The sequence below is a fragment of the Leclercia sp. AS011 genome, assembly GCF_037152535.1.
In the GTDB taxonomy this organism is placed as follows: Bacteria; Pseudomonadota; Gammaproteobacteria; order Enterobacterales; family Enterobacteriaceae; genus Enterobacter.
The window spans coordinates 330,629-355,875 of the sequence record NZ_JBBCMA010000002.1; the positions used below are offsets into that span (position 1 = coordinate 330,629).

The window sequence follows — 25,247 nt, forward strand, 5'->3', positions numbered from 1 at the left end:
ACCGACAAAAGCGGTTGCCGGACAAGCTATTCTGCGCTTAGATGTTACAAGATTTAGCCATAACCCTGACGAGGTCATGGACTCTTTTCTTTTTTTTAAGGGGCAATTGTGAAACTGGATGAAATCGCCAGGCTAGCCGGTGTGTCGCGGACGACGGCAAGCTATGTGATTAACGGTAAAGCGAAGCAGTATCGTGTCAGCGATAAGACCGTTGAGAAAGTCATGGCCGTGGTTCGGGAACATAACTACCATCCGAACGCGGTCGCGGCAGGTTTACGTGCCGGGCGCACCCGTTCGATCGGTCTGGTGATCCCGGATCTGGAAAATACCAGCTACACCCGGATCGCAAACTACCTTGAGCGTCAGGCGCGTCAGCGCGGCTATCAACTGTTGATCGCCTGTTCGGAAGATCAGCCTGATAATGAGATGCGCTGCATTGAGCATCTGCTGCAACGCCAGGTAGATGCCATTATCGTCTCCACCTCGTTACCCCCTGAGCATCCCTTCTATCAGCGTTGGGCCAACGATGTGTTTCCGATTGTCGCCCTTGACCGCGCGTTAGATCGTGAGCACTTCACCAGCGTGGTCGGTGCGGATCAGGACGATGCGGAAATGCTGGCAGCAGAGCTGCGTACTTTCCCGGCGGAAAACGTCCTCTATCTGGGGGCTCTGCCGGAACTCTCTGTGAGCTTCCTGCGCGAGCAGGGGTTCCGCACCGCATGGAAAGACGATCCCCGTGAAGTGGATTACCTCTATGCCAACAGCTACGAGCGCGAGGCCTCAGCTCAGCTGTTCGAGAAGTGGCTGGAGACGCATCCGATGCCGCAGGCCCTGTTCACCACCTCGTTTGCGCTGTTACAGGGTGTGATGGACGTGACCCTCCGTCGTGAAGGCAAGCTGCCGTCAGATCTGGCGATTGCCACTTTTGGCGATCATGAGCTGCTCGATTTCCTGCAGTGTCCGGTACTGGCCGTTGCCCAGCGTCATCGCGACGTGGCCGAGCGGGTGCTGGAGATTGTGCTGGCGAGCCTCGATGAGCCGCGTAAGCCGAAACCGGGGCTCACACGCATCCGGCGTAATCTTTATCGTCGCGGCATATTAAGCCGTTCGTAATGACCTCAGGGCAGCGTCCGCTGCCCTGAATTTCTCATCCTGAATCAACGTATTAATTCCCACATTCTTTTTAAGATAATTCCTTTAAACTCTTTGCCTGCTACGCGTTTTAATTCCCTTTTCTGTTTAAAACTTCGTTTCATGTTTATTTTATTGTCTGATGTGCGGTGAATTGTATTATTTTGTTACATTACCGATCCGCCCAGCTCAATTATCCGCCGCTTTTTCCGCCAGGTTTGGCCTGCACGAGCCTGCCCGCGAGAGGCTTTGCGCCCGCGCTGCATCTGGCGCTGTCATCCCCCAGCAATATGGCTTAAAATGCCGCCCGCGTCGCAAACTGACACTTTATATTTCCTCGCGATGATATGAGTGGTTTTTAAGACAGGTATGCATATTTGCCTTTTTTCTCACAAATATTCATCACGTTAATTTTGCCGCGCCAGTTGTGCAGTTAATAGCCGGGTTAACTTCCATTCGTAAATCAGTGACATTTAGACAGATGTCGCGGAAGTCCTGGCTTGACAAGCTTTTCCATCGCTCCGTAAACTCCCTTAAGTGGGAATTTGTGGGTTAAAGTGGTGAGGAGGGGTGAGACTGGCATGTTCCGTGGAGCGACGTTAGTCAATCTCGACAGCAAAGGGCGTTTGTCGGTACCAACCCGATATCGCGACCAGCTGAACGAGAGCGCTTCTGGTCAAATGGTCTGCACCATTGACATCAACCACGCCTGCCTGCTGCTTTACCCCTTGCCTGAATGGGAAATCATTGAGCAAAAGCTGTCTCGACTGTCGAGCATGAACCCGCAGGAACGCCGCGTGCAGCGGCTGTTATTGGGACATGCCAGTGAATGTCAGATGGACAGTGCGGGGCGTTTATTGATTGCGCCCGTGCTGCGGCAGCATGCCGGTCTGACAAAAGAAGTGATGCTGGTCGGACAGTTCAATAAGTTTGAACTGTGGGATGAAACGGCCTGGTATCAACGGGTCAAGGAAGATATCGACGCTGAGCAGTCCGATTCCGCAACAATGTCGGAACGATTGCAGGATTTGTCTCTATAAAGATGATGGAAAATTATAAACATACGACGGTGCTACTGGATGAGGCCGTCAACGGCCTGAATATTCGTCCTGATGGCATCTATATTGATGGCACTTTTGGCCGGGGTGGCCACTCGCGTTTGATCCTCTCCCAACTGGGCGCGGACGGCCGTTTGCTGGCAATCGATCGCGATCCGCAGGCTATCGCCGTGGCGAAAACCATCGATGACCCACGCTTTTCCATCGTACATGGACCTTTCTCCGCGTTGGCTGAGTACGTCAGCGAGCGCGATTTAACCGGTAAGATTGACGGGATCCTCCTCGATCTTGGCGTCTCCTCCCCGCAGCTTGACGATGCTGAGCGCGGCTTCTCCTTTATGCGCGATGGCCCACTGGACATGCGTATGGATCCGACGCGCGGACAGTCTGCGGCCGAGTGGCTGCAAACGGCAGAAGAAGCGGATATCGCCTGGGTGATCAAAACCTTCGGGGAAGAGCGCTTTGGCAAACGTATTGCCCGCGCCATCGTTGAGCGTAACCGTATCGAACCCATGACCCGCACCAAAGAGCTGGCGGAAGTGATCGCTGCGGCAACACCGGTGAAGGACAAGTATAAACACCCGGCGACCCGCACCTTCCAGGCGATTCGTATCTGGGTTAACAGCGAGCTCGACGAGATTGAGCAGGCGCTGAAAAGTTCGCTTAGCGTGCTGGCTCCGGGTGGCCGTTTGTCGGTGATCAGCTTCCACTCGCTGGAAGACCGTATTGTGAAGCGCTTTATGCGTGAGCAAAGCCGTGGGCCGCAGGTACCGGCCGGGTTACCGATGACGGAAGAGCAACTCAAAAAATTGGGTGGTCGTCAGCTGCGCGCTTTAGGCAAGTTAATGCCGGGTGAAGCGGAAGTGGACGAAAACCCACGCGCCCGTAGTTCAGTGCTGCGCATCGCAGAAAGGACCAGTGCATGATCGGCAGAGTGGCAGACACCCTCAGCAAGGTGAAAGAGACGTTAGGCAGCAACGAGCGTCATGCCTTGCCGGGCGTCATCTGGGACGATCTGTTGCGTTTCGGCAAGCTGCCACTGTGCCTGTTCATTTGCATTATCGTGTCGGCGGTCACCGTGGTGACCACCGCTCACCATACCCGTTTGTTAACGGCGCAACGCGAACAGCTGGTGCTTGAGCGTGATGCGCTGGATATCGAGTGGCGAAATCTGATCCTCGAAGAAAATGCGCTCGGCGATCATAGCCGGGTTGAACGGATCGCAACGGAAAAGCTGCAGATGCAGCATGTTGATCCTTCTCAGGAAAATATCGTAGTACAAAAATAAGGGAAAACGCGACGCATGAAATCGGCGGCGAAGGCGCTAAAACCAAAACGTCAGGAAGAACAGGCCAGCTTTATCAGCTGGCGTTTTGCGTTGCTTTGCGGCTGTATTTTACTGGCGCTGGGTTTCCTGCTGGGACGTGTGGCGTGGCTGCAAATCATTGCCCCTGACATGCTGGTGCGTCAGGGCGATATGCGTTCCCTGCGCGTGCAGGAAGTCTCGACCTCGCGTGGCCTGATCACCGACCGCTCCGGTCGTCCGCTGGCGGTCAGCGTACCGGTGAAAGCGATCTGGGCGGATCCGAAAGAGCTGCATGATGCCGGCGGGATCTCCCTCGATAACCGCTGGAAAGCCCTCTCTGACGCGCTGAAAATGCCGCTCGATCAGCTGGCGGCCCGCGTCAATGCCAACCCGAAAGGGCGCTTTATCTATCTGGCGCGTCAGGTTAACCCTGACATGGCCGACTACATCAAAAAGCTGAAGCTGCCCGGCATTCACCTGCGTGAAGAGTCGCGTCGTTACTACCCGTCCGGGGAGGTGACCGCACACCTGATCGGCTTTACCAACGTCGACAGCCAGGGTATCGAAGGCGTCGAGAAGAGTTTCGATAAGTGGCTGACCGGCCAGCCGGGCGAGCGTGTGGTGCGTAAAGACCGCTATGGCCGCGTGATTGAAGATATCTCTTCCACGGACAGCCAGGCGGCGCACAACCTGGCGCTGAGTATCGACGAACGCCTGCAGGCGCTGGTGTATCGTGAGCTGAATAACGCCGTGGCTTTCAACAAGGCGGAATCGGGCAGCGCGGTGCTGGTGGATGTCAGTACCGGCGAAGTGCTGGCGATGGCCAACAGCCCCTCCTACAACCCGAACAACTTCACCGGCACCGCCAAAGATGCTATGCGTAACCGCGCCATCACTGACGTCTTCGAACCGGGCTCAACGGTCAAACCGATGGTGGTGATGACGGCTCTGCAGCGCGGTATCGTCAATGAAAATACCGTGCTCAACACGGTGCCTTACCGAATCAACGGTCACGAAATCAAAGACGTGGCGCGTTACAGCGAATTGACCCTCACCGGGGTTTTACAGAAGTCGAGTAACGTCGGCGTTTCTAAGTTGGCGTTAGCGATGCCGTCCTCAGCGTTAGTAGAAACTTACTCGCGTTTTGGGCTGGGAAAAGCGACCAATTTGGGGTTGGTCGGAGAACGCAGTGGCTTATATCCTCAAAAACAACGGTGGTCTGACATAGAGAGGGCCACCTTCTCTTTCGGCTACGGGCTAATGGTAACCCCGTTACAGTTGGCGCGTGTCTATGCAACGATTGGCAGCTATGGCGTCTATCGCCCGCTGTCGATTACCAAAGTCGATCCGCCGGTTCCCGGTGAGCGTATCTTCCCGGAATCGATCGTCCGCACCGTCGTGCACATGATGGAAAGCGTGGCCCTGCCCGGCGGCGGCGGCGTGAAGGCGGCGATCAAAGGCTATCGCATCGCGATTAAAACCGGTACGGCGAAAAAAGTCGGTCCGGATGGCCGCTACATCAACAAATACATTGCATACACCGCAGGCGTTGCGCCTGCGAGTAATCCGCGTTTTGCGCTGGTGGTGGTGATCAACGATCCACAGGCGGGTAAATACTACGGTGGCGCCGTTTCCGCGCCGGTCTTTGGTGCCATCATGGGCGGCGTACTGCGCACCATGAACATCGAGCCGGATGCACTGGCAACGGGCGAGAAAAGTGAATTTGTAATTAATCAAGGCGAGGGAACAGGTGGCAGATCGTAATTTGCGCGACCTTCTTGCTCCGTGGGTATCAGGTTTACCTGCGCGAGAACTGCGAGAGATGGTACTCGACAGCCGTGTGGCTGCATCGGGCGATCTTTTTGTGGCAGTGGTAGGTCATCAGGCGGACGGGCGTCGGTATATCCCGCAGGCGATAGCGCAAGGTGTTGCTGCCATTATTGCTGAGGCAAAAGGTGAGGCCGCGGATGGCGAAATCCGTGAAATGCACGGCGTGCCGGTCATCTATCTCAGCCAGTTAACCGAACGTCTCTCCGCGCTGGCGGGGCGTTTTTATAACGAACCTTCTGACCAGTTGCGCCTGGTTGGCGTAACCGGCACCAACGGTAAAACCACCACCACACAGCTGATGGCGCAGTGGGCGCAGCTGCTGGGTGAAACCAGTGCGGTGATGGGCACCGTGGGGAACGGCCTGCTGGGCAAAGTGAACCCAACGGAAAACACCACCGGCTCCGCCGTCGACGTGCAGCATGTGCTGGCCGGTCTGGCAGGGCAGGGTGCAACCTTCGCGGCGATGGAAGTCTCTTCCCACGGGCTGGTTCAGCACCGTGTCGCGGCGCTGAAGTTTGCCGCCTCCGTGTTCACCAACCTGAGCCGGGATCATCTTGACTACCATGGCGACATGGGAAACTACGAAGCGGCGAAATGGCAGCTGTATGCCACGCATCACGCCGGTCAGGCCATTATTAATGCCGATGACGAAGTGGGCCGCCGCTGGCTGGCTAAGCTGCCGGATGCCGTTGCGGTCTCCATGGCTGACCATATCAATCCGAACTGCCACGGTCGCTGGCTGAAAGCCACCGACGTGACCTATCACGACAGCGGTGCAACCATCCGCTTTGCCTCCTCCTGGGGAGAAGGCGAAATCGAAAGCCGTCTGATGGGAGCATTCAACGTCAGCAACCTGCTGCTGGCTCTCGCCACGCTGCTGGCGCTGGGCTATCCGCTGGCAGCGCTGCTCAGCACCTCCGCGCGTCTGCTGCCGGTTTGTGGGCGCATGGAAGTGTTCACCGCCCCAGGCAAACCTACCGTGGTGGTGGATTACGCCCACACGCCGGATGCGCTGGAAAAAGCGCTGGAAGCGGCGCGTCTGCACTGCGCCGGTAAGCTGTGGTGTGTCTTTGGCTGCGGCGGCGATCGCGATAAGGGCAAGCGTCCGCTGATGGGGGCCATTGCTGAGCAGTTCGCCGATATCGCGGTGGTGACCGATGACAACCCGCGTACCGAAGAGCCACGCGCCATCATCAACGATATTCTGGCCGGGATGCTCGATGCCGGGCGCGCCCGTGTTGTCGAGGGTCGCGCCGAAGCGGTGACCAACGCCATCATGCAGGCTGGTGAGAACGACGTGGTGCTGCTGGCCGGTAAAGGCCACGAAGATTATCAGATCGTCGGCGGCAACCGTCTGGACTACTCCGACCGTGTAACCGCAGCGCGTCTGCTGGGAGTGATGGCATGATTAGCGTAACGCTAAGCCAGCTGGTCACTATCCTCGGCGCTGAGGTCAGCGGTGAGCTGACCTTCGATGCGGTGACCACCGACACGCGTAAAATCACGCCCGGCTGCCTGTTTGTGGCCCTGAAGGGCGAGCGTTTTGATGCGCACGATTTTGCCGAACAGGCGAAAGCCGCAGGTGCGGGTGCGCTGCTGGTAAGCCGTAAACTGGATATCGACCTGCCGCAGGCGGTAGTGAAAGATACCCGCCTGGCCTTTGGTCAACTGGCGGCATGGGTTCGCCAGCAGGTTCCGGCCCGCGTTGTGGCGCTGACCGGCTCCTCCGGCAAAACCTCCGTTAAGGAGATGACCGCCGCGATCCTCAGCCAGTGTGGGAACACGCTTTATACCGCAGGCAATCTGAATAACGATATCGGCGTGCCGATGACGCTGCTGCGCCTGACCCGCGAGCACGACTATGCGGTGATCGAGCTGGGTGCAAATCATCAGGGCGAAATCGCCTGGACCGTGAGCCTGACCCAGCCGGAAGCGGCGCTGGTGAATAACCTCGCGGCGGCGCATCTGGAAGGTTTCGGCTCGCTGGAAGGAGTGGCGAAAGCCAAGGGCGAGATCTACACCGGCCTGCCGGTCAATGGAATCGCTATCATGAATGCCGACAACAACGACTGGCTGAACTGGAAAAGCGTCATTGGAGATCGCAAAACCTGGCGCTTCTCACCGAATGCCGCCAACAGCGACTTCACGGCTACCAACGTTCATGTGACTTCCCACGGCACCGAATTTACGCTGCAGACCCCAACGGGGGATGTGGACGTGCTGCTGCCGCTGCCGGGTCGCCATAATATCGCCAATGCCCTGGCCGCCACCGCGCTGGCAATGGCCGTCGGCGCTCCGCTGTCGGCGATCAAAACCGGGCTGGCAAATCTGCAAGCCGTCCCTGGACGCCTGTTCCCGATCCCGCTGGCGGAAAACAAACTGCTGCTGGATGACTCCTATAACGCCAACGTTGGCTCCATGACCGCTGCAGTCCAGGTGCTGTCTGAGATGCCGGGTTATCGTGTGATGGTGGTGGGCGATATGGCCGAGCTGGGCGATGAGAGTGAAGCCTGCCACACCCAGGTGGGTGAAGCGGCGAAAGCCTCCGGTATCGATCGCGTACTGAGCGCGGGTCATCTCAGTAAAAATATCAGCCAGGCCAGCGGCGTCGGTGAGCATTTTGCCGATAAAGCGGCGTTGATCGCCCGCCTTAAGGCCCTGGTCGAAGAACAACAAATTGTGACAGTTTTAGTGAAAGGTTCACGGAGTGCCGCCATGGAAGAGGTTGTGCACGCTTTACAGGAGAACGGGACATGTTAGTTTGGCTGGCCGAACATTTGGTCAAATATTATTCCGGCTTTAACGTCTTTTCCTATCTGACGTTTCGCGCCATCGTCAGCCTGCTGACTGCGCTGTTCATCTCCTTGTGGATGGGCCCGCGCATGATTGCCCGTCTGCAAAAACTCTCTTTCGGTCAGGTCGTGCGTAACGACGGTCCGGAATCACACTTCAGTAAACGCGGCACGCCAACCATGGGCGGCATTATGATCCTCACCGCGATTGTGGTGTCGGTGCTGCTGTGGGCGTATCCGTCAAACCCGTACGTCTGGTGCGTGCTGGTGGTGCTGGTGGGCTATGGCGTGATCGGTTTTGTCGATGATTACCGCAAAGTGGTACGCAAAGACACCAAAGGGCTGATCGCCCGCTGGAAGTATTTCTGGATGTCGGTGATTGCGCTGGGCGTGGCCTTCGCGCTCTATCTGGCTGGCAAAGACACCCCGGCCACCGAGCTGGTGGTGCCGTTCTTTAAGGACGTGATGCCGCAGCTGGGTCTGTTCTATATCCTGCTGGCCTACTTCGTCATTGTCGGTACCGGCAACGCGGTAAACCTGACTGACGGTCTGGATGGCCTGGCAATTATGCCTACGGTCTTCGTCGCGGCGGGCTTTGCCCTCGTGGCCTGGGCGAGCGGCAACATGAACTTCGCCAGCTACCTGCACATTCCTTATCTGCGTCATGCCGGTGAACTGGTGATCGTCTGTACGGCGATTGTCGGCGCGGGCCTGGGCTTCCTGTGGTTTAACACCTACCCGGCGCAGGTCTTTATGGGCGACGTCGGTTCGCTGGCGCTGGGCGGCGCGCTGGGCATTATCGCCGTGCTGCTGCGTCAGGAGTTCCTGCTGGTGATCATGGGTGGCGTATTCGTGGTTGAAACCCTGTCGGTGATCCTGCAGGTAGGCTCCTTCAAGCTGCGCGGACAGCGCATCTTCCGGATGGCGCCTATCCATCACCACTATGAACTGAAAGGCTGGCCGGAACCGCGCGTCATCGTGCGCTTCTGGATTATTTCGCTGATGCTGGTCCTGATTGGCCTGGCAACGCTGAAGGTACGTTAATCATGGCAGATTACCAGGGTAAAAAAGTCGTTATCATCGGGTTGGGCCTCACGGGCCTCTCCTGCGTGGACTTTTTCCTCGCGCGCGGCGTAACCCCGCGCGTAATGGATACGCGTGTCTCTCCGCCTGGTCTGGATAAACTGCCGGAACAGGTTGAACGCCACCTTGGTGGTCTGAATGAAGCGTGGCTGAACGCTGCCGATCTGATTGTCGCCAGCCCGGGCATCGCCCTGGCCCACCCGGCGTTGAGCGCCGCGGCGGATGTGGGCGTTGAGATTGTCGGCGATATTGAACTGTTCTGCCGTGAAGCCCAGGCACCGATTGTGGCCATTACCGGTTCCAACGGTAAAAGTACCGTCACCAGCCTGGTCGGTGAAATGGCGAAAGCGGCAGGCGTCAATGCGGGCGTGGGCGGTAACATCGGCCTGCCAGCGTTGATGCTGCTGGATGCGGCCCGCGAGCTGTACATCCTGGAGCTCTCCAGCTTCCAGCTGGAAACCACCTCTAGCCTGCAGGCAGTGGCGGCGACCATCCTGAACGTGACCGAAGATCATATGGATCGCTATCCGTTTGGTCTGCAGCAGTACCGCGCCGCCAAGCTGCGTATCTATGAAAATGCTCAGGTCTGCGTGGTGAACGCCGATGATGCGCTGACCATGCCGGTACGCGGCGCGGATGAGCGCTGCGTGAGCTTTGGCATCAATATGGGCGACTATCACCTGAACCGTCAGCAGGGTGAAACCTGGCTGCGGGCGAAAGGTGAGAAGGTGCTGAACGTGAAAGAGATGCACCTGACGGGTCAGCATAACTACACCAACGCCCTTGCCGCGCTGGCACTGGCGGATGCCGCCGGCTTGCCGCGTGCGACGAGCCTGAAAGCCCTGACCACCTTTAGCGGTCTGGCGCATCGCTTCCAGCTGGCGCTGGAGCATAACGGCGTGCGCTGGATCAACGACTCAAAAGCCACCAACGTTGGCAGCACCGAAGCAGCGCTGAATGGCCTACAGGTTGACGGCACACTGCATCTGCTGCTGGGCGGCGACGGCAAATCGGCCGATTTCTCTTCGCTGACGCAGTACCTCAGCGGTGACAACGTGCGTCTTTACTGCTTTGGCCGTGACGGTGCTGAACTGGCGGCCCTGCGCCCCGAAGTTGCGGAGCAGACCGACACTATGGAGCAGGCAATGCGGCTGATTGCCCCGCGCGTGAAGCCGGGTGATATGGTGCTGCTTTCTCCGGCCTGCGCCAGCCTCGATCAGTTTAAGAACTTCGAGCAACGCGGCGATCTCTTTACCCGCCTGGCGAAGGAGTTAGGCTGATGCGCTTCTCTCTTCCTCGCCCGAAAATGCCGCGCCTGCCAGGATTTGGCATCCTGGTGTGGATCTCGTCGGCGTTAAAGGGTTGGGTCATGGGCTCCCGGGACAAAGATTCCGATAGCCTGGTGATGTACGACCGCATGCTGCTCTGGCTCACGCTGGGGCTGGCGGCGATTGGCTTTATTATGGTTACCTCGGCCTCGATGCCTGTCGGGCAGCGTCTGGCTAACGATCCCTTCCTGTTCGCTAAGCGTGACGGGCTGTATATCATCCTGGCGTTCTGTCTGGCGATGGTGACGCTGCGTCTGCCGATGGCTTTCTGGCAGCGTCACAGTACCGCGATGCTGATCGCCTCGATCGTCATGCTGCTGATCGTGCTGGTGGTCGGGAGCTCGGTGAACGGGGCATCGCGCTGGATTGCCTTCGGCCCGCTGCGTATTCAGCCTGCGGAATTTACCAAGCTGTCGCTGTTCTGTTACCTCGCCAACTACCTGGTGCGTAAGGTGGATGAGGTTCGTAACAACCTGCGCGGCTTCTTAAAACCGATGGGCGTGATCCTGGTACTGGCGGTTCTGCTGCTGGCCCAGCCTGACCTCGGGACCGTGGTCGTACTGTTCGTTACCACCCTGGCGATGCTGTTCCTGGCCGGAGCGAAACTCTGGCAGTTCATCGCCATCATCGGGATGGGAATTTCCGCAGTGGTGCTGCTGATCCTCGCTGAACCCTATCGTATCCGTCGTGTAACCTCTTTCTGGAACCCGTGGGAAGATCCCTTCGGCAGCGGCTATCAGCTGACCCAGTCATTGATGGCCTTTGGCCGCGGTGAAGTGTGGGGGCAGGGGCTGGGAAATTCAGTGCAAAAACTGGAGTATTTACCCGAGGCGCACACCGACTTCATCTTCTCCATTATTGGGGAAGAACTGGGTTATATCGGTGTGGTACTGGCACTTTTAATGGTATTCTTCGTGGCTTTCCGTGCGATGTCGATCGGCCGGAAAGCACTGGTTATCGACCACCGTTTCTCGGGCTTTTTAGCCTGTTCAATCGGTATCTGGTTCAGTTTTCAGGCTTTAGTGAACGTGGGTGCCGCAGCAGGCATGCTCCCGACCAAAGGTCTGACGTTGCCGTTAATCAGTTATGGTGGCTCGAGTCTGCTGATCATGTCGACCGCCATCATGTTTTTGCTACGTATAGATTATGAAACGCGTCTGGAAAATGCCCAGGCGTTTACACGAGGTTCACGATGAATCAACCGAAGCGGTTAATGGTGATGGCAGGCGGTACCGGTGGACATGTGTTCCCGGGACTGGCGGTTGCGCACCATTTAATGGATCAGGGCTGGCAGGTACGCTGGCTGGGAACCGCAGACCGCATGGAGGCCGATCTGGTGCCGAAGCACGGGATTGAGATCGACTTTATCCATATCTCTGGCCTGCGCGGCAAGGGCGTTAAAGCCCTGCTGCTGGCGCCGGTGCGTATTTTCAACGCCTGGCGTCAGGCGCGGGCGATCATGAAGCGCTTTAAGCCGGACGTGGTGCTGGGAATGGGCGGTTATGTCTCCGGGCCTGGCGGGCTGGCGGCGTGGTCGCTGGGTATCCCGGTGGTGCTGCATGAGCAGAACGGTATTGCCGGCCTGACCAATAAGTGGCTCTCCCGCATCGCCAGCAAAGTGATGCAGGCGTTCCCCGGCGCGTTTCCGAAGGCCGACGTGGTGGGTAACCCGGTACGCGTAGACGTACTGGCGCTGCCGTTGCCGCAGGAACGGCTTGTCGGACGCGAAGGTCCGGTGCGCGTGTTGGTGGTAGGCGGCTCACAGGGGGCGCGCATTCTGAACCAGACGCTGCCGCAGGTGGCGTCAAAGCTCGGTGACGCGGTGACCATCTGGCATCAGAGCGGGAAGGGCGGCCAGCAGACGGTCGAACAGGCCTATGCCGACGCGGGTCAGCCGCAGCATAAAGTGACTGAATTTATCGACGACATGGCGGCGGCGTATGCCTGGGCCGATGTCGTGGTCTGCCGCTCCGGCGCGCTGACGGTGAGCGAAATTGCCGCCGCAGGTTTACCGGCGCTGTTTGTGCCCTTCCAGCACAAAGACCGTCAGCAGTACTGGAATGCGTTGCCGCTAGAGAAAGCCGGTGCCGCGAAAATTTTTGAACAGCCGCAGTTTACCGCAGACGCGGTCGCCACCACCCTGGCGGGCTGGAACCGGGAGACATTACTGGAGATGGCGCAGCACGCACGTGCCGCAGCGATCCCGGATGCAACGGAGCGGGTGGCGAAAGAAGTGAGCCTGGCAGCCCAGGTTTAACCCTCGCAGCGCGTGTTGCGCTGCACGAATTTTTTGAAGTAGTCGATGGCGTTTAGAGAATGAATACACAACAACTGGCGAAACTGCGTTCAATCGTGCCCGAGATGCGTCGCGTCCGGCACATTCATTTTGTTGGCATCGGCGGCGCCGGTATGGGCGGTATTGCCGAAGTGCTGGCGAATGAAGGCTACCAGATCAGCGGTTCCGATCTGGCGCCGAACCCTGTTACGCAACAGTTGGCGTCGCTTGGTGCGACCATCTATTTTAACCATCGCCCGGAAAACGTCCTTGATGCCAGCGTGGTCGTGGTCTCCAGCGCCATCTCTGCCGACAACCCGGAAATCGTTGCCGCACACGAGGCGCGTATCCCGGTGATCCGTCGTGCGGAGATGCTGGCCGAGCTGATGCGTTTTCGTCACGGTATCGCCATTGCCGGTACTCACGGTAAAACCACCACCACGGCGATGGTCTCCAGTATTTATGCCGAAGCGGGCCTCGATCCGACTTTCGTCAACGGCGGCCTGGTGAAAGCCGCGGGCGTGCACGCGCGCCTGGGCCACAGCCGTTATCTGATTGCCGAAGCAGATGAAAGTGACGCGTCCTTCCTGCATCTGCAGCCGATGGTGGCGATTGTCACCAACATCGAAGCCGACCATATGGATACCTACCAGGGTGACTTCGAAAATTTAAAGCAAACCTTTATAAACTTTCTCCACAATCTGCCGTTTTATGGACGGGCGGTGATGTGCGTTGACGATCCGGTGATCCGCGAGCTGCTGCCGCGCGTCGGTCGTCAGATCACCACCTACGGTTTCAGCGAAGATGCCGACGTCCGTGTGGAAAGTTACAAGCAGATTGGGGCGCAGGGGCATTTCACTCTCGCGCGTCAGGATAAAGAGCTGCTGCAGGTAACGCTGAATGCGCCAGGCCGTCACAACGCCCTGAACGCGGCGGCGGCCGTAGCGGTCGCAACAGAAGAAGGCATTGACGACGAAGATATTTTGCGGGCGCTGGAAAGCTTCCAGGGCACCGGTCGTCGTTTTGATTTCCTCGGCGAGTTCCCGCTCGAAACCGTTAACGGCAAAAGCGGAACCGCGATGCTGGTTGATGACTACGGCCATCACCCGACCGAAGTGGATGCGACGATCAAAGCGGCGCGCGCGGGCTGGCCGGACAAAAATCTGGTTATGCTGTTCCAGCCGCACCGTTATACCCGTACCCGCGATCTGTACGACGATTTCGCTAACGTGCTGTCACAGGTAGATGCCTTGCTGATGCTGGATGTTTACTCTGCGGGCGAAGCGGCCATTCCGGGGGCAGACAGTCGCTCTCTGTGCCGTACTATTCGCGGCCGCGGTAAGATTGACCCGATCCTGGTCTCCGACCATGCTCAGGCGGCAGCGATGCTGGCTCCAGTATTGACCGGCAATGATTTGATTCTGGTGCAGGGTGCAGGAAATATCGGCAAGATCGCCCGTACGCTGGCTGAAATCAAACTTAAGCCGCAAATTTCGGAGGAAGAGCATCATGGCTGATAAGATTGCGGTCCTGTCCGGCGGCACCTCTGCTGAGCGCGAGGTTTCCCTGAATTCCGGCGCTGCGGTGCTGGCAGGGCTTCGCGAAGGCGGTATTAATGCGCATCTGGTCGATCCGAAAGAGACTGACGTGACGCGCCTGAAAGAGATGGGCTTTGCTAAAGTCTTTATCGCGCTGCACGGGCGCGGCGGAGAAGACGGTACGCTGCAGGGCCTGCTGGACATCATCGGTCTGCCTTATACCGGCAGTGGCGTGATGGCCTCGGCCATCTCCATGGACAAACTGCGCAGCAAATTGCTGTGGCAGGGGGCCGGTTTACCGGTAGCGCCGTGGGTAGCACTGACCCGTCGTGAATTTGAGCTGGGCCTTGACGCCAGCGTTAAGGAACGTATCGCGGCGCTGGGATTGCCGGTGATTGTGAAACCCAGCCGTGAAGGCTCAAGCGTAGGAATGTCTAAAGTTGATAAAGCAGGCGATATATCATCTGCATTAGCGTTGGCATTTCAACACGATGAAGAAGTTTTGATTGAAAAATGGCTCAACGGACCGGAATTTACCGTTGCGATGCTCGGGGAAGAAATTTTACCGTCAATTCGTATCCAACCAGCCGGAACCTTCTATGATTATGAGGCGAAGTATCTCTCTGATGAGACGCAATATTTCTGCCCAAGTGGTCTGGAAGCGGAGCGCGAAGCCCTTTTAAACGCTCTGGTGCTTAAAGCCTGGCAAGTTCTGGGCTGCCGCGGCTGGGGACGTATCGACGTTATGCTGGATAGCGATGGGCAGTTTTATCTGCTGGAAGCCAATACTTCGCCGGGAATGACCAGTCATAGCCTGGTGCCGATGGCGGCGCGCCAGGCGGGAATGAGCTTCTCGCAGTTAGTGGTTCGCATTCTGGACCAGGCGGGCTGATATGTCTCAGGCTGCGCTGAACACGCGAAACCGTGAGGAAGAAGAAGAGTATTCCTCTTCGCGGCGGAGTAATGGAACGCGTCTTGCAGGGATTACCTTCCTGCTCGCCGTGCTGTGTACGGTGTTTGTCAGCGGCTGGATGGTGCTCGGCTGGATGGAAGATGCACAACGTCTGCCTCTGTCGAAACTGGTCGTGACGGGTGACCGTCACTACACGCGTAATGATGATATCCGGCAGTCGATTCTGGCATTGGGATCGCCCGGCACCTTCATGACGCAGGACGTGAACATTATCCAGAGCCAGATTGAACGCTTGCCATGGATTAAACAGGCGAGCGTCAGAAAGCAGTGGCCGGATGAATTGAAGATTCATCTGGTTGAATATGTACCCATTGCGCGTTGGAATGATCAGCATATGGTTGACGTAGATGGAATTTCTTTCAGCGTCCCGGCCGATCGTGTCAGCAAGCAAAATTTACCCATGTTGTATGGTCCGGAAGGCAGCGAAAACGAAGTGCTGGAAGGTTTCCGTAACATGGGGCAGGTGCTGGCTAAAGATCGTTTTACCCTGAAGCAAGCCGCGATGACGGCGCGTCGTTCCTGGCAGTTGACGCTGACGAACGACATTAAGCTGAATCTTGGCCGGGGTGACACGATGAAGCGTCTGGCCCGTTTTGTAGAACTTTATCCCGTTCTGCAGCAGCAGGGGCAGGCTGAAGGCAAAAGGATTAGCTACGTTGATTTGCGCTATGACTCAGGCGCATCGGTCGGGTGGATCCCGGCGCCGGTTGAGGAACCTAATCAGCAACAGAATCAGGCTCAGGTACAGGCAGAATAACAATGATCAAGGCGACGGACAGAAAACTGGTAGTAGGACTGGAGATTGGCACTGCGAAGGTTGCCGCTTTAGTAGGGGAAGTTCTGCCCGACGGTATGGTCAATATCATTGGTGTGGGTAGCTGCCCGTCTCGTGGTATGGATAAAGGTGGGGTAAACGACCTCGAGTCGGTGGTGAAATGCGTTCAGCGCGCCATCGATCAGGCCGAACTGATGGCAGATTGCCAGATTTCCTCCGTGTATCTGGCGCTCTCTGGCAAGCATATCAGCTGCCAGAACGAGATTGGCATGGTGCCGATCTCAGAAGAAGAAGTCTCGCAGGAAGACGTCGAAAACGTAGTGCATACTGCGAAGTCTGTGCGCGTTCGCGATGAGCATCGTGTGCTGCATGTGATCCCACAGGAGTATGCGATCGACTACCAGGAAGGGATTAAAAATCCGGTAGGGCTTTCCGGCGTACGTATGCAGGCAAAAGTGCACTTGATCACATGTCACAACGATATGGCGAAGAACATTGTCAAAGCCGTGGAACGTTGTGGTCTTAAAGTTGACCAACTGATTTTCGCCGGTCTGGCGGCAAGCTATTCCGTGCTGACCGAAGACGAACGTGAGCTGGGCGTCTGTGTGGTGGATATCGGTGGTGGTACCATGGACATGGCTGTCTATACCGGCGGTGCGCTGCGCCACACCAAAGTTATCCCGTATGCGGGTAACGTGGTGACCAGCGATATCGCTTACGCCTTTGGCACGCCACCGAGCGATGCAGAGGCGATTAAGGTGCGCCACGGTTGTGCACTGGGCTCCATTGTGGGCAAAGATGAGAGCGTTGAAGTGCCAAGCGTCGGTGGACGTCCACCTCGCAGCCTGCAGCGCCAGACGTTAGCCGAGGTGATTGAGCCGCGTTATACCGAGCTGCTCAACCTGGTCAACGAAGAGATTTTGCAGTTACAGGAACAGCTTCGCCAACAGGGTGTCAAACACCATCTTGCGGCGGGGATTGTATTAACCGGCGGCGCGGCGCAAATTGAAGGTCTTGCGGCCTGTGCTCAGCGCGTGTTCCATACGCAGGTGCGCATCGGTGCCCCGCTGAACATCACCGGTTTAACGGATTATGCGCAGGAGCCGTATTACTCAACGGCCGTGGGCTTGCTTCATTACGGGAAAGAAACGCATCTCAGTGGTGAAGCAGAAGTAGAAAAACGCGCGTCGGTAGGTTCGTGGTTCAAACGAATCAATACCTGGCTGCGAAAAGAATTTTAATTTTAGTAAGAGACCGGCGAGAATTAACGGTTTCGGGCGACAGGCACAAAACGGAGAGAAACTATGTTTGAACCTATGGAACTGACCAACGACGCGGTGATTAAAGTCATCGGCGTCGGTGGCGGCGGCGGTAATGCTGTAGAGCATATGGTGCGCGAGCGCATCGAAGGTGTTGAGTTCTTCGCGGTGAACACCGATGCGCAGGCACTGCGTAAGACGGCGGTTGGCCAGACGATCCAAATCGGTGGCGGCATCACCAAAGGGCTGGGCGCTGGGGCAAACCCGGAAGTCGGCCGTAATGCTGCAGAAGAAGATCGTGAAGCCCTACGTGCTGCGCTTGATGGTGCAGACATGGTGTTTATCGCCGCGGGCATGGGCGGTGGTACCGGAACCGGTGCTGCGCCAGTGGTTGCTGAAGTCGCAAAAGATTTAGGTATCCTGACGGTTGCTGTCGTGACTAAGCCTTTCAACTTTGAAGGCAAAAAGCGTATGGCGTTTGCCGAGCAGGGTATCACCGAGCTGTCCAAACACGTGGACTCGCTGATCACTATCCCGAACGACAAGCTGCTGAAAGTGCTGGGCCGTGGCATCTCTCTGCTGGACGCTTTTGGCGCGGCGAACGATGTTCTTAAAGGCGCAGTACAGGGTATCGCAGAGCTGATCACCCGTCCTGGTCTGATGAACGTCGACTTTGCTGACGTGCGCACCGTGATGTCCGAAATGGGTTACGCGATGATGGGCTCCGGCGTGGCGAAAGGCGAAGACCGTGCAGAAGAAGCCGCTGAAATGGCCATCTCTTCTCCGTTGCTGGAAGATATCGATCTGTCTGGCGCGCGCGGCGTGCTGGTCAACATCACCGCTGGCTTCGATCTGCGTCTGGATGAGTTCGAAACCGTGGGTAACACCATCCGTGCGTTCGCCTCTGACAACGCCACCGTGGTAATCGGTACTTCCCTTGATCCGGAAATGAACGATGAGCTGCGTGTAACGGTTGTGGCTACCGGTATCGGCATGGACAAGCGTCCTGAGATCACCCTGGTGACCAACAAACCTGCTCAGCAGCCGGTCATGGATCGTTACCAGCCGCACGGTATGGCACCGCTGACGCAAGAGCAGAAACCGGCCGCGAAAGTGGTTAATGACAACACAACACAGACCCAGAAAGAGCCAGATTATCTGGATATCCCAGCGTTCCTGCGTAAGCAAGCTGATTAAGAATTAGCTGGAATTAGGGGATTTACGCTCTTTGTGCTAAACTGGCCGCCCGATAGTGATATACACTCTCGGTTGGATAAGTAACTTGGCGAGATTATACGATGATCAAACAAAGGACATTAAAACGTATCGTTCAGGCGACTGGTGTCGGTTTACATACCGGCAAGAAAGTCACACTGACGTTGCGCCCTGCGCCGGCCAATACCGGGGTCATCTATCGTCGCACCGACTTGAATCCACCGGTAGATTTCCCGGCCGATGCCAAATCTGTGCGTGATACTATGCTCTGTACTTGCCTGGTGAACGAGCATGATGTGCGGATCTCTACCGTAGAGCACCTGAATGCCGCCCTGGCGGGTCTGGGTATCGACAACATCGTTATTGAAGTCGATGCGCCAGAAATCCCGATCATGGATGGCAGCGCGGCACCGTTCGTTTATCTGCTGCTGGATGCCGGCATCGAAGAACTGAACAGTGCGAAGAAATTTGTGCGTATCAAAGAGACCGTTCGTGTCCAGGATGGCGACAAATGGGCTGAATTCAAGCCGTTTAATGGTTTTTCGTTGGACTTCACCATCGACTTTAACCATCCGGCGATCGATTCCAGCACTCAGCGCTATGCGATGAACTTCTCTGCTGATGCGTTTATGCGTCAGATCAGTCGTGCACGTACTTTCGGTTTCATGCGTGATATCGAATATCTGCAGTCCCGCGGCCTGTGCCTGGGCGGCAGCTTCGATTGTGCCATCGTTGTTGACGATTATCGCGTACTGAACGAAGACGGCCTGCGTTTTGAAGATGAATTCGTTCGTCACAAAATGCTGGATGCGATTGGGGACCTGTTCATGTGTGGTCACAATATCATTGGTGCGTTTACCGCGTATAAATCCGGTCACGCGCTGAACAACAAACTGTTGCAGGCTGTTCTGGCAAAACAGGAAGCCTGGGAATATGTGACCTTCGAAGACGAAGCTGAACTGCCACTGGCATTCAAAGCACCGAGCACGGTTCTGGCGTAACGGCAGATTCCGTTATCTAAATTCGACTGGTTGACCTGGCACTCTCTCCGGCCAGCAAGACCAGTCGTTTTTGTTTTTGTCCTTTCTGATTAGCCGTAGTCAATGGCGCGTTTGCTGATTTCATCACCATTTTTAACCTCCTGCGTGCCTTATTACTGCTGCTGTACCGTCGCATTGATGGTAATATCTGGGCGCGAAAAAATAAAAATCATACGGTGAGCCTGAAGGCTTACTTACTTGTGGTGGGGCAATTGAGCGGAATTCTGACGCGCTGGCGACAATTTGGCAGACGTTACTTCTGGCCGCATCTCCTTCTGGGGATGGTCGCGGCAAGCCTTGGCCTGCCTGCGCTTAACAGTAACGCCGAGGCGGCTAACCCTGCGAAGACCGCCACCTCCCGACAAGACCTGAACACGCGGGTTAATTTCACTAACCTTGCCCTGCTGGAAGCGAACCGCCGACCGAATTTCACGGTGGATTACTGGCATCAGCATGCTATCCGCACCGTTATTCGTCATCTCTCTTTCGCCATGGCACCGCAGGCGCTGCCAGCTGTTGAAGAATCCCTGCCGGTTCAGGCGCACCACCTGGCGCTGCTGGATACACTCAATACGCTGCTGACCCAGCAGAGCGAGCCGCCGATCATTGTTCGTCAGGTTGCTCTTGCTGCGTTTTATCCACAATCCGTTTTCTCCGTATCCGCCTGGATTAGCCAGGTACAGGGCATCCGCGCCGGACCTCAACGCCTCAGCTAAATTAAACCTTTTCAATACCTTAATTTAACTGCCCATGATGGGGCGTTTGAGAATTTATTATGTTAATCAAATTACTAACTAAAGTTTTCGGTAGTCGTAACGATCGTACCCTGCGCCGCATGCGCAAAGCTGTCAGCGTCATCAACGGTCTTGAGCCAGCGATGGAAAAACTCTCCGATGAAGAGCTGAAAGGCAAAACCGCCGAATTCCGTGCCCGTCTCGAAAAAGGCGAAACCGTTGAGAGCCTGATCCCGGAAGCCTTCGCCGTAGTTCGCGAAGCAAGTAAGCGTGTGTTCGGCATGCGTCACTTCGACGTGCAGCTGCTGGGTGGTATGGTCCTGAACGACCGCTGTATCGCTGAGATGCGTACCGGTGAAGGTAAAACCCTGACCGCAACCCTGCCTGCTTACCTTAACGCTCTGTCAGGTAAAGGCGTGCACGTCGTCACCGTCAACGACTATCTGGCGCAGCGTGACGCCGAAAACAACCGTCCACTGTTCGAATTCCTCGGCATGAGCGTCGGGATCAACATGTCAGGCCTGCCGGCACCGGCGAAACGCGAAGCCTACAACGCAGACATCACCTACGGTACCAACAACGAATACGGTTTTGACTACCTGCGCGATAACATGGCATTCAGCCCGGAAGAGCGCGTTCAGCGTAAACTGCACTATGCGCTGGTGGATGAGGTGGACTCCATCCTGATCGATGAAGCCCGTACCCCGCTGATCATCTCCGGCCCGGCTGAAGACAGCTCCGAGATGTATCGCAAAGTCGACAAAATCATTCCACACCTGATCCGTCAGGAAAAAGAGGATTCCGACACCTTCCAGGGTGAAGGTCACTTCTCCGTGGACGAAAAAGCCCGTCAGGTGAACCTGACCGAGCGTGGTCTGGTCCAGATCGAAGAGCTGCTGGTTGCGCAGGGCATTATGGAAGAGGGTGAGTCACTCTACTCCCCGAGCAACATCATGCTGATGCACCACGTGACCGCAGCGCTGCGTGCGCACGTGCTCTTTACCCGTGACGTGGACTACATCGTTAAAGATGGCGAAGTCATTATCGTCGACGAACACACCGGCCGTACCATGCAGGGTCGCCGCTGGTCTGATGGTCTGCACCAGGCGGTGGAAGCCAAAGAAGGCGTGGATATTCAGAATGAAAACCAGACGCTGGCCTCTATTACCTTCCAGAACTACTTCCGTCTGTACGAGAAGCTGGCGGGGATGACCGGTACGGCGGATACCGAAGCCTTTGAATTCAGCTCTATCTACAAGCTGGATACCGTGGTGGTTCCAACTAACCGTCCGATGATCCGTAAGGATATGCCGGACCTGGTCTACATGACCGAAGCGGAAAAAATTCAGGCTATCATCGAAGATATTCGCGACCGTACCGCCGCGGGCCAGCCGGTTCTGGTGGGTACCATCTCCATCGAAAAATCAGAAGTGGTCTCCGAAGAGCTGACTAAAGCCGGGATCAAACACAACGTTCTGAACGCCAAGTTCCACGCCAAAGAAGCGGATATCGTTGCCCAGGCGGGTTACCCGGCAGCCGTGACCATCGCCACCAACATGGCGGGACGTGGTACCGACATCATGCTGGGCGGTAGCTGGCAGGCAGAAGTGGCCGCGCTGGAAAACCCAACCCCGGAACAGATCGCGCAGATCAAAGCCGACTGGCAGGTTCGTCACGATGCCGTTCTGGCCGCGGGCGGTCTGCATATCATCGGTACTGAACGTCATGAATCCCGTCGTATCGACAACCAGCTGCGTGGTCGTGCGGGTCGCCAGGGTGATGCCGGTTCATCCCGCTTCTACCTGTCGATGGAAGATGCGCTGATGCGTATTTTCGCCTCTGACCGTGTGTCGGGCATGATGCGTAAGCTGGGCATGAAGCCGGGCGAAGCGATTGAGCACCCGTGGGTAACCAAAGCTATCGCCAACGCCCAGCGTAAAGTTGAAAGCCGTAACTTCGATATTCGTAAGCAGCTGCTTGAATATGATGACGTGGCCAACGACCAGCGTCGCGCGATCTACACCCAGCGTAACGAACTGCTGGACGTGTCCGACGTGAGCGAAACCATCAACAGCATCCGTGAAGACGTCTTCAAGGCGACCCTCGATGGTCACATTCCTCCGCAGTCCCTGGAGGAGATGTGGGATATCGAAGGCCTGCAGGCGCGTCTGAAAAACGACTTCGATCTGGACCTGCCGATTCAGGAGTGGCTGGATAAAGAGCCGGAGCTGCACGAAGAGACCCTGCGCGAGCGTATTTTTGCGACCGCCATTGAAGTTTATCAGCGTAAAGAAGAAGTGGTCGGCGCTGAGATGATGCGTCACTTCGAGAAAGGCGTGATGCTGCAAACGCTGGACTCCCTGTGGAAAGAGCACCTGGCGGCGATGGACTATCTGCGTCAGGGCATCCACCTGCGCGGCTATGCACAAAAAGATCCGAAGCAGGAGTACAAGCGCGAATCCTTCGCCATGTTTGCCTCGATGCTGGAATCCCTGAAATATGAAGTGATCAGCACCCTGAGCAAGGTACAGGTGCGCATGCCGGAAGAAGTTGAAGAGATGGAGCAGCAGCGCCGCGAAGAGGCTGAACGTCTGGCCCAGATGCAGCAGCTCAGCCATCAGGACGACGAAGAAGCTGCCGCTGCCGCGATTGCTGCGCAGGCCGGTGAGCGTAAGGTTGGCCGTAACGATCCGTGCCCATGCGGTTCCGGTAAAAAATACAAACAGTGCCATGGCCGTCTGAGCTAAGCATTAAACCAACTGAAAAGGCGCAGATATCTGCGCCTTTTTTATGGAATCAAGACAATGAAAACACTGCAAATCGCTGTCGGGATCATTCGCAATTCCGATAACCAAATTTTTATTACCCAGCGTGCGGCGGACGCGCACATGGCGAATAAGTGGGAGTTCCCGGGCGGGAAGATTGAGTCTGGCGAAACGCCGGAGCAGGCGCTGATCCGCGAGCTTCAGGAAGAGGTAGGGATCACCCCACTCGGCGCGACGCTGTTCGATAAGCTCGAATATGCGTTTCCCGATCGCCATATCACCCTGTGGTTCTGGCTGGTGGAAAGCTGGGAAGGGGAGCCGTGGGGCAAAGAGGGGCAGCCTGGAAGCTGGGTTGCGCTGAGCGCGCTGGATGCCGACAAGTTCCCGCCGGCAAATGCGCCCGTCATTACCCGATTGGTGGGTAATCTGTAAGCCTGCCCAGCGAAGCGCCAGCAGGCTATAACCGTTACTGCTGGTCTTCGCTCCAGTCATCGCTGTCGGAGAGCCCGCCTTCGCTTGGAATGCGTTTCTCTTCTGCGGCCCATTCACCGAGATCGATCAGCTGGCAACGTTTGCAGCAAAAAGGGCGAAAAGGACTCTGTTCGCCCCAGATGACAGGCTTCCCACAGGTGGGGCAGTTCACGGTGGTTACATCAGACATCATGACTCCTTAACAACACGCCAGCTCAAAGTCGAGACGTTCCGGCACCATACCATGCTCACTGTCGAGCGGCATAAAACGAATCGCAAAGCGGCTCTTGTGACCTGAAATTTGCGGATAAAGCTGATCGGCAAGGGTTAGCTGCAGGCGCAGCAGATCGGCATCCTCGCCGTTATCCTGATAAAAACCGTTCAGGCTGGTCTGCTTGCGGAACGGTGCGGAGTTGCGGATCAAATCGAGGATCAGCGATAGCGCCTGGGTCAGCGGCTCAAGGCTGCTGAGCCAGCTTTGTACCTGCACATCGCGCTGTTCCTGGGGCATATGCAGCCAGATATGCAGGGTCGGCAAATCGAAACTGCAGCAGCCGCCAGGAATGCTCAGGCGCTGACGCACCAGTGCTACCAGGCGATCTTCCCGCAAAAACTGGCCGATACGCGGTGCAGCCATCAATACCGTGCTGTTGTGTTTCAACTGCTGACGCAGGCTGTCGATACGGCTGTTATCCACGCCCGGCACTTCGGCCCAGGCCTGCAATTTACGCTGCTGACGCTCCAGCTCTTTCAGTAAATCAGTACGAACTTCGCCACGCTCTAACACATCCAGCAGGTCGCCTACGTTACGGAAAAAATGCAGCGCCGTGGTGTGGTCGTGTACCGGCAGGAGGCCCGAAAGCTGCTGGATTAAAAACTCGATGCGCAGCCAGGTACGCATTTTTTCATTGAGGGGATGCTCAAAAAGAACGTGGGTGTGCATTAGGCTTTTTCCTGTAAAACGGCCTGCGCCAGGTAGTACTGATGCAGGCGGGCAACATCGGAGGCAATGGCATCCGGTGCGCCGTCATTATTAATAACATCATCCGCGACGGCAAGGCGCGCTTCACGCGTGGCCTGCGCGGCAAGAATTTGTTCAGCATGTTCGCGCGGGACATTATCGCGGGCGATGGTGCGTTGAATTTGGGTTGCCACAGAGACGTCTACCACCAGCACCCGGTCAGCTTTGTCGTGGAGCTTATTTTCCACCAGAAGCGGTACGACCCATAGGACATAGGGTGAGGTCGCCTGCGATATCTGCTTCTGCGTCTCCTGCTGGATCAGCGGATGCAGCAGGGCGTTAAGCCAGGCTTTTTCTTCAGGATGCGAGAAAATGCGTTCGCGCAATAACCGGCGGTTAAGGGTTCCGTCAGGCGCGATAATATCGCGGCCGAAGTGTTCTGCGATAGCGTGTAATGCGGGTGTACCTGGCTCTACCACCTGGCGGGCAATGATGTCGGCATCAATAATCGTGACACCCAGACGAGAGAAGGCGTCGGCCACAGTGCTTTTGCCACTGCCAATGCCTCCCGTTAATGCAACGATGTACCCCATTAATTAAAATCCTGGGAAATATTCATTATTGATATCAATTGCTTAAGATTTAATCTTTTAACTGCAAAGGTTAAGCTCTGCTTACGGACTTTTTACCAGGTAAATTTATAGGATTGTAGC

23 protein-coding genes are annotated in these 25,247 nt (G+C 56.5%); 20 read left to right on the forward strand and 3 right to left on the reverse strand.

The features are described from left to right. Positions 1-108 precede the first annotated feature (108 nt). From cra to mutT, 20 genes are all read left to right on the forward strand, one after another. Positions 109-1,113 carry a catabolite repressor/activator gene (gene cra, locus WFO70_RS14010; RefSeq protein WP_337016903.1) on the forward strand — a complete coding sequence of 335 codons (1,005 nt, stop codon included), beginning with the start codon at positions 109-111 and terminating at the stop codon, positions 1,111-1,113. Between the two features lie 599 nt (positions 1,114-1,712). Further along, entirely contained in the window at positions 1,713-2,171 is a 459-nt protein-coding gene (gene mraZ, locus WFO70_RS14015) for a division/cell wall cluster transcriptional repressor MraZ (RefSeq protein WP_337016904.1), read from the forward strand. A 2-nt stretch (positions 2,172-2,173) separates the two neighbouring features. After that, positions 2,174-3,115: a 16S rRNA (cytosine(1402)-N(4))-methyltransferase RsmH gene (rsmH, locus tag WFO70_RS14020; protein WP_337016905.1), complete on the forward strand. Its 942-nt coding sequence runs from the start codon at positions 2,174-2,176 to the stop codon at positions 3,113-3,115. Continuing rightward, positions 3,112-3,477: a cell division protein FtsL gene (gene ftsL, locus WFO70_RS14025; protein WP_032616529.1), complete on the forward strand. Its 366-nt coding sequence runs from the start codon at positions 3,112-3,114 to the stop codon at positions 3,475-3,477. The genes rsmH and ftsL overlap by 4 nt, the downstream gene beginning before the upstream one ends. 15 nt (positions 3,478-3,492) lie before the next feature. Next, positions 3,493-5,259: a peptidoglycan glycosyltransferase FtsI gene (locus tag WFO70_RS14030; RefSeq protein ID WP_114315899.1), complete on the forward strand. Its 1,767-nt coding sequence runs from the start codon at positions 3,493-3,495 to the stop codon at positions 5,257-5,259. Continuing rightward, a complete protein-coding gene (gene murE / locus WFO70_RS14035; RefSeq protein WP_337016906.1) occupies positions 5,246-6,733 on the forward strand; it encodes a UDP-N-acetylmuramoyl-L-alanyl-D-glutamate--2,6-diaminopimelate ligase in 1,488 nt (495 codons plus the stop codon). Before WFO70_RS14030 ends, murE begins: the two co-directional genes overlap by 14 nt. After that, complete coding sequence (murF, locus tag WFO70_RS14040; protein WP_337016907.1) at positions 6,730-8,085, forward strand: UDP-N-acetylmuramoyl-tripeptide--D-alanyl-D-alanine ligase; 1,356 nt, start codon at positions 6,730-6,732, stop codon at positions 8,083-8,085. The genes murE and murF overlap by 4 nt, the downstream gene beginning before the upstream one ends. Continuing rightward, complete coding sequence (mraY, locus tag WFO70_RS14045) at positions 8,079-9,161, forward strand: phospho-N-acetylmuramoyl-pentapeptide-transferase (protein WP_333851444.1); 1,083 nt, start codon at positions 8,079-8,081, stop codon at positions 9,159-9,161. The genes murF and mraY overlap by 7 nt, the downstream gene beginning before the upstream one ends. A gap of 2 nt (positions 9,162-9,163) precedes the next feature. Continuing rightward, on the forward strand, positions 9,164-10,480 hold the full coding sequence (gene murD, locus WFO70_RS14050) for a UDP-N-acetylmuramoyl-L-alanine--D-glutamate ligase (protein ID WP_337016908.1): 1,317 nt from the start codon (positions 9,164-9,166) through the stop codon (positions 10,478-10,480). Further along, positions 10,480-11,724, forward strand: a complete 1,245-nt coding sequence (gene ftsW / locus WFO70_RS14055) for a cell division protein FtsW (protein WP_337016909.1) — start codon at positions 10,480-10,482, stop codon at positions 11,722-11,724. Before murD ends, ftsW begins: the two co-directional genes overlap by 1 nt. Beyond that, on the forward strand, positions 11,721-12,785 hold the full coding sequence (gene murG, locus WFO70_RS14060; RefSeq protein WP_337016910.1) for an undecaprenyldiphospho-muramoylpentapeptide beta-N-acetylglucosaminyltransferase: 1,065 nt from the start codon (positions 11,721-11,723) through the stop codon (positions 12,783-12,785). Before ftsW ends, murG begins: the two co-directional genes overlap by 4 nt. Before the next feature lie 59 nt (positions 12,786-12,844). Further along, positions 12,845-14,320 (forward strand): UDP-N-acetylmuramate--L-alanine ligase, encoded by a 1,476-nt coding sequence (gene murC / locus WFO70_RS14065; protein ID WP_337016911.1) that lies wholly within the window; start codon positions 12,845-12,847, stop codon positions 14,318-14,320. Next, complete coding sequence (locus tag WFO70_RS14070) at positions 14,313-15,233, forward strand: D-alanine--D-alanine ligase (RefSeq protein WP_337016912.1); 921 nt, start codon at positions 14,313-14,315, stop codon at positions 15,231-15,233. Before murC ends, WFO70_RS14070 begins: the two co-directional genes overlap by 8 nt. A gap of 1 nt (position 15,234) precedes the next feature. Next, on the forward strand, positions 15,235-16,071 hold the full coding sequence (ftsQ, locus tag WFO70_RS14075; protein ID WP_337016913.1) for a cell division protein FtsQ: 837 nt from the start codon (positions 15,235-15,237) through the stop codon (positions 16,069-16,071). Between the two features lie 2 nt (positions 16,072-16,073). Beyond that, the gene (ftsA, locus tag WFO70_RS14080) at positions 16,074-17,330 is read left to right on the forward strand and encodes a cell division protein FtsA (protein WP_032616543.1); all 1,257 of its coding nucleotides are present in this window, start codon (positions 16,074-16,076) and stop codon (positions 17,328-17,330) included. 63 nt (positions 17,331-17,393) lie between these two features. Beyond that, entirely contained in the window at positions 17,394-18,545 is a 1,152-nt protein-coding gene (ftsZ, locus tag WFO70_RS14085) for a cell division protein FtsZ (RefSeq protein WP_142488237.1), read from the forward strand. 101 nt (positions 18,546-18,646) lie between these two features. Continuing rightward, the gene (gene lpxC, locus WFO70_RS14090) at positions 18,647-19,564 is read left to right on the forward strand and encodes a UDP-3-O-acyl-N-acetylglucosamine deacetylase (protein ID WP_039030368.1); all 918 of its coding nucleotides are present in this window, start codon (positions 18,647-18,649) and stop codon (positions 19,562-19,564) included. A 251-nt stretch (positions 19,565-19,815) separates the two neighbouring features. Continuing rightward, the gene (gene secM / locus WFO70_RS14095; RefSeq protein ID WP_337016914.1) at positions 19,816-20,319 is read left to right on the forward strand and encodes a secA translation cis-regulator SecM; all 504 of its coding nucleotides are present in this window, start codon (positions 19,816-19,818) and stop codon (positions 20,317-20,319) included. 59 nt (positions 20,320-20,378) lie between these two features. Further along, positions 20,379-23,084: a preprotein translocase subunit SecA gene (gene secA, locus WFO70_RS14100; RefSeq protein WP_337016915.1), complete on the forward strand. Its 2,706-nt coding sequence runs from the start codon at positions 20,379-20,381 to the stop codon at positions 23,082-23,084. A 57-nt stretch (positions 23,085-23,141) separates the two neighbouring features. After that, positions 23,142-23,534, forward strand: coding sequence for an 8-oxo-dGTP diphosphatase MutT (gene mutT, locus WFO70_RS14105; RefSeq protein WP_337016916.1), 393 nt, complete (start codon positions 23,142-23,144; stop codon positions 23,532-23,534). A 34-nt stretch (positions 23,535-23,568) separates the two neighbouring features. Here mutT and yacG read toward each other — a convergent pair whose 3' ends face one another. From yacG to coaE, 3 genes are read right to left on the reverse strand one after another with little or no spacing between them, the layout of a single operon-like run. After that, positions 23,569-23,763, reverse strand: coding sequence for a DNA gyrase inhibitor YacG (yacG, locus tag WFO70_RS14110; RefSeq protein ID WP_337016917.1), 195 nt, complete (start codon positions 23,761-23,763; stop codon positions 23,569-23,571). Between the two features lie 9 nt (positions 23,764-23,772). Next, positions 23,773-24,516, reverse strand: a complete 744-nt coding sequence (gene zapD / locus WFO70_RS14115; RefSeq protein ID WP_337016918.1) for a cell division protein ZapD — start codon at positions 24,514-24,516, stop codon at positions 23,773-23,775. Next, complete coding sequence (gene coaE / locus WFO70_RS14120; RefSeq protein WP_337016919.1) at positions 24,516-25,127, reverse strand: dephospho-CoA kinase; 612 nt, start codon at positions 25,125-25,127, stop codon at positions 24,516-24,518. Before coaE ends, zapD begins: the two co-directional genes overlap by 1 nt. Between the last annotated feature and the right edge of the window lie 120 nt (positions 25,128-25,247).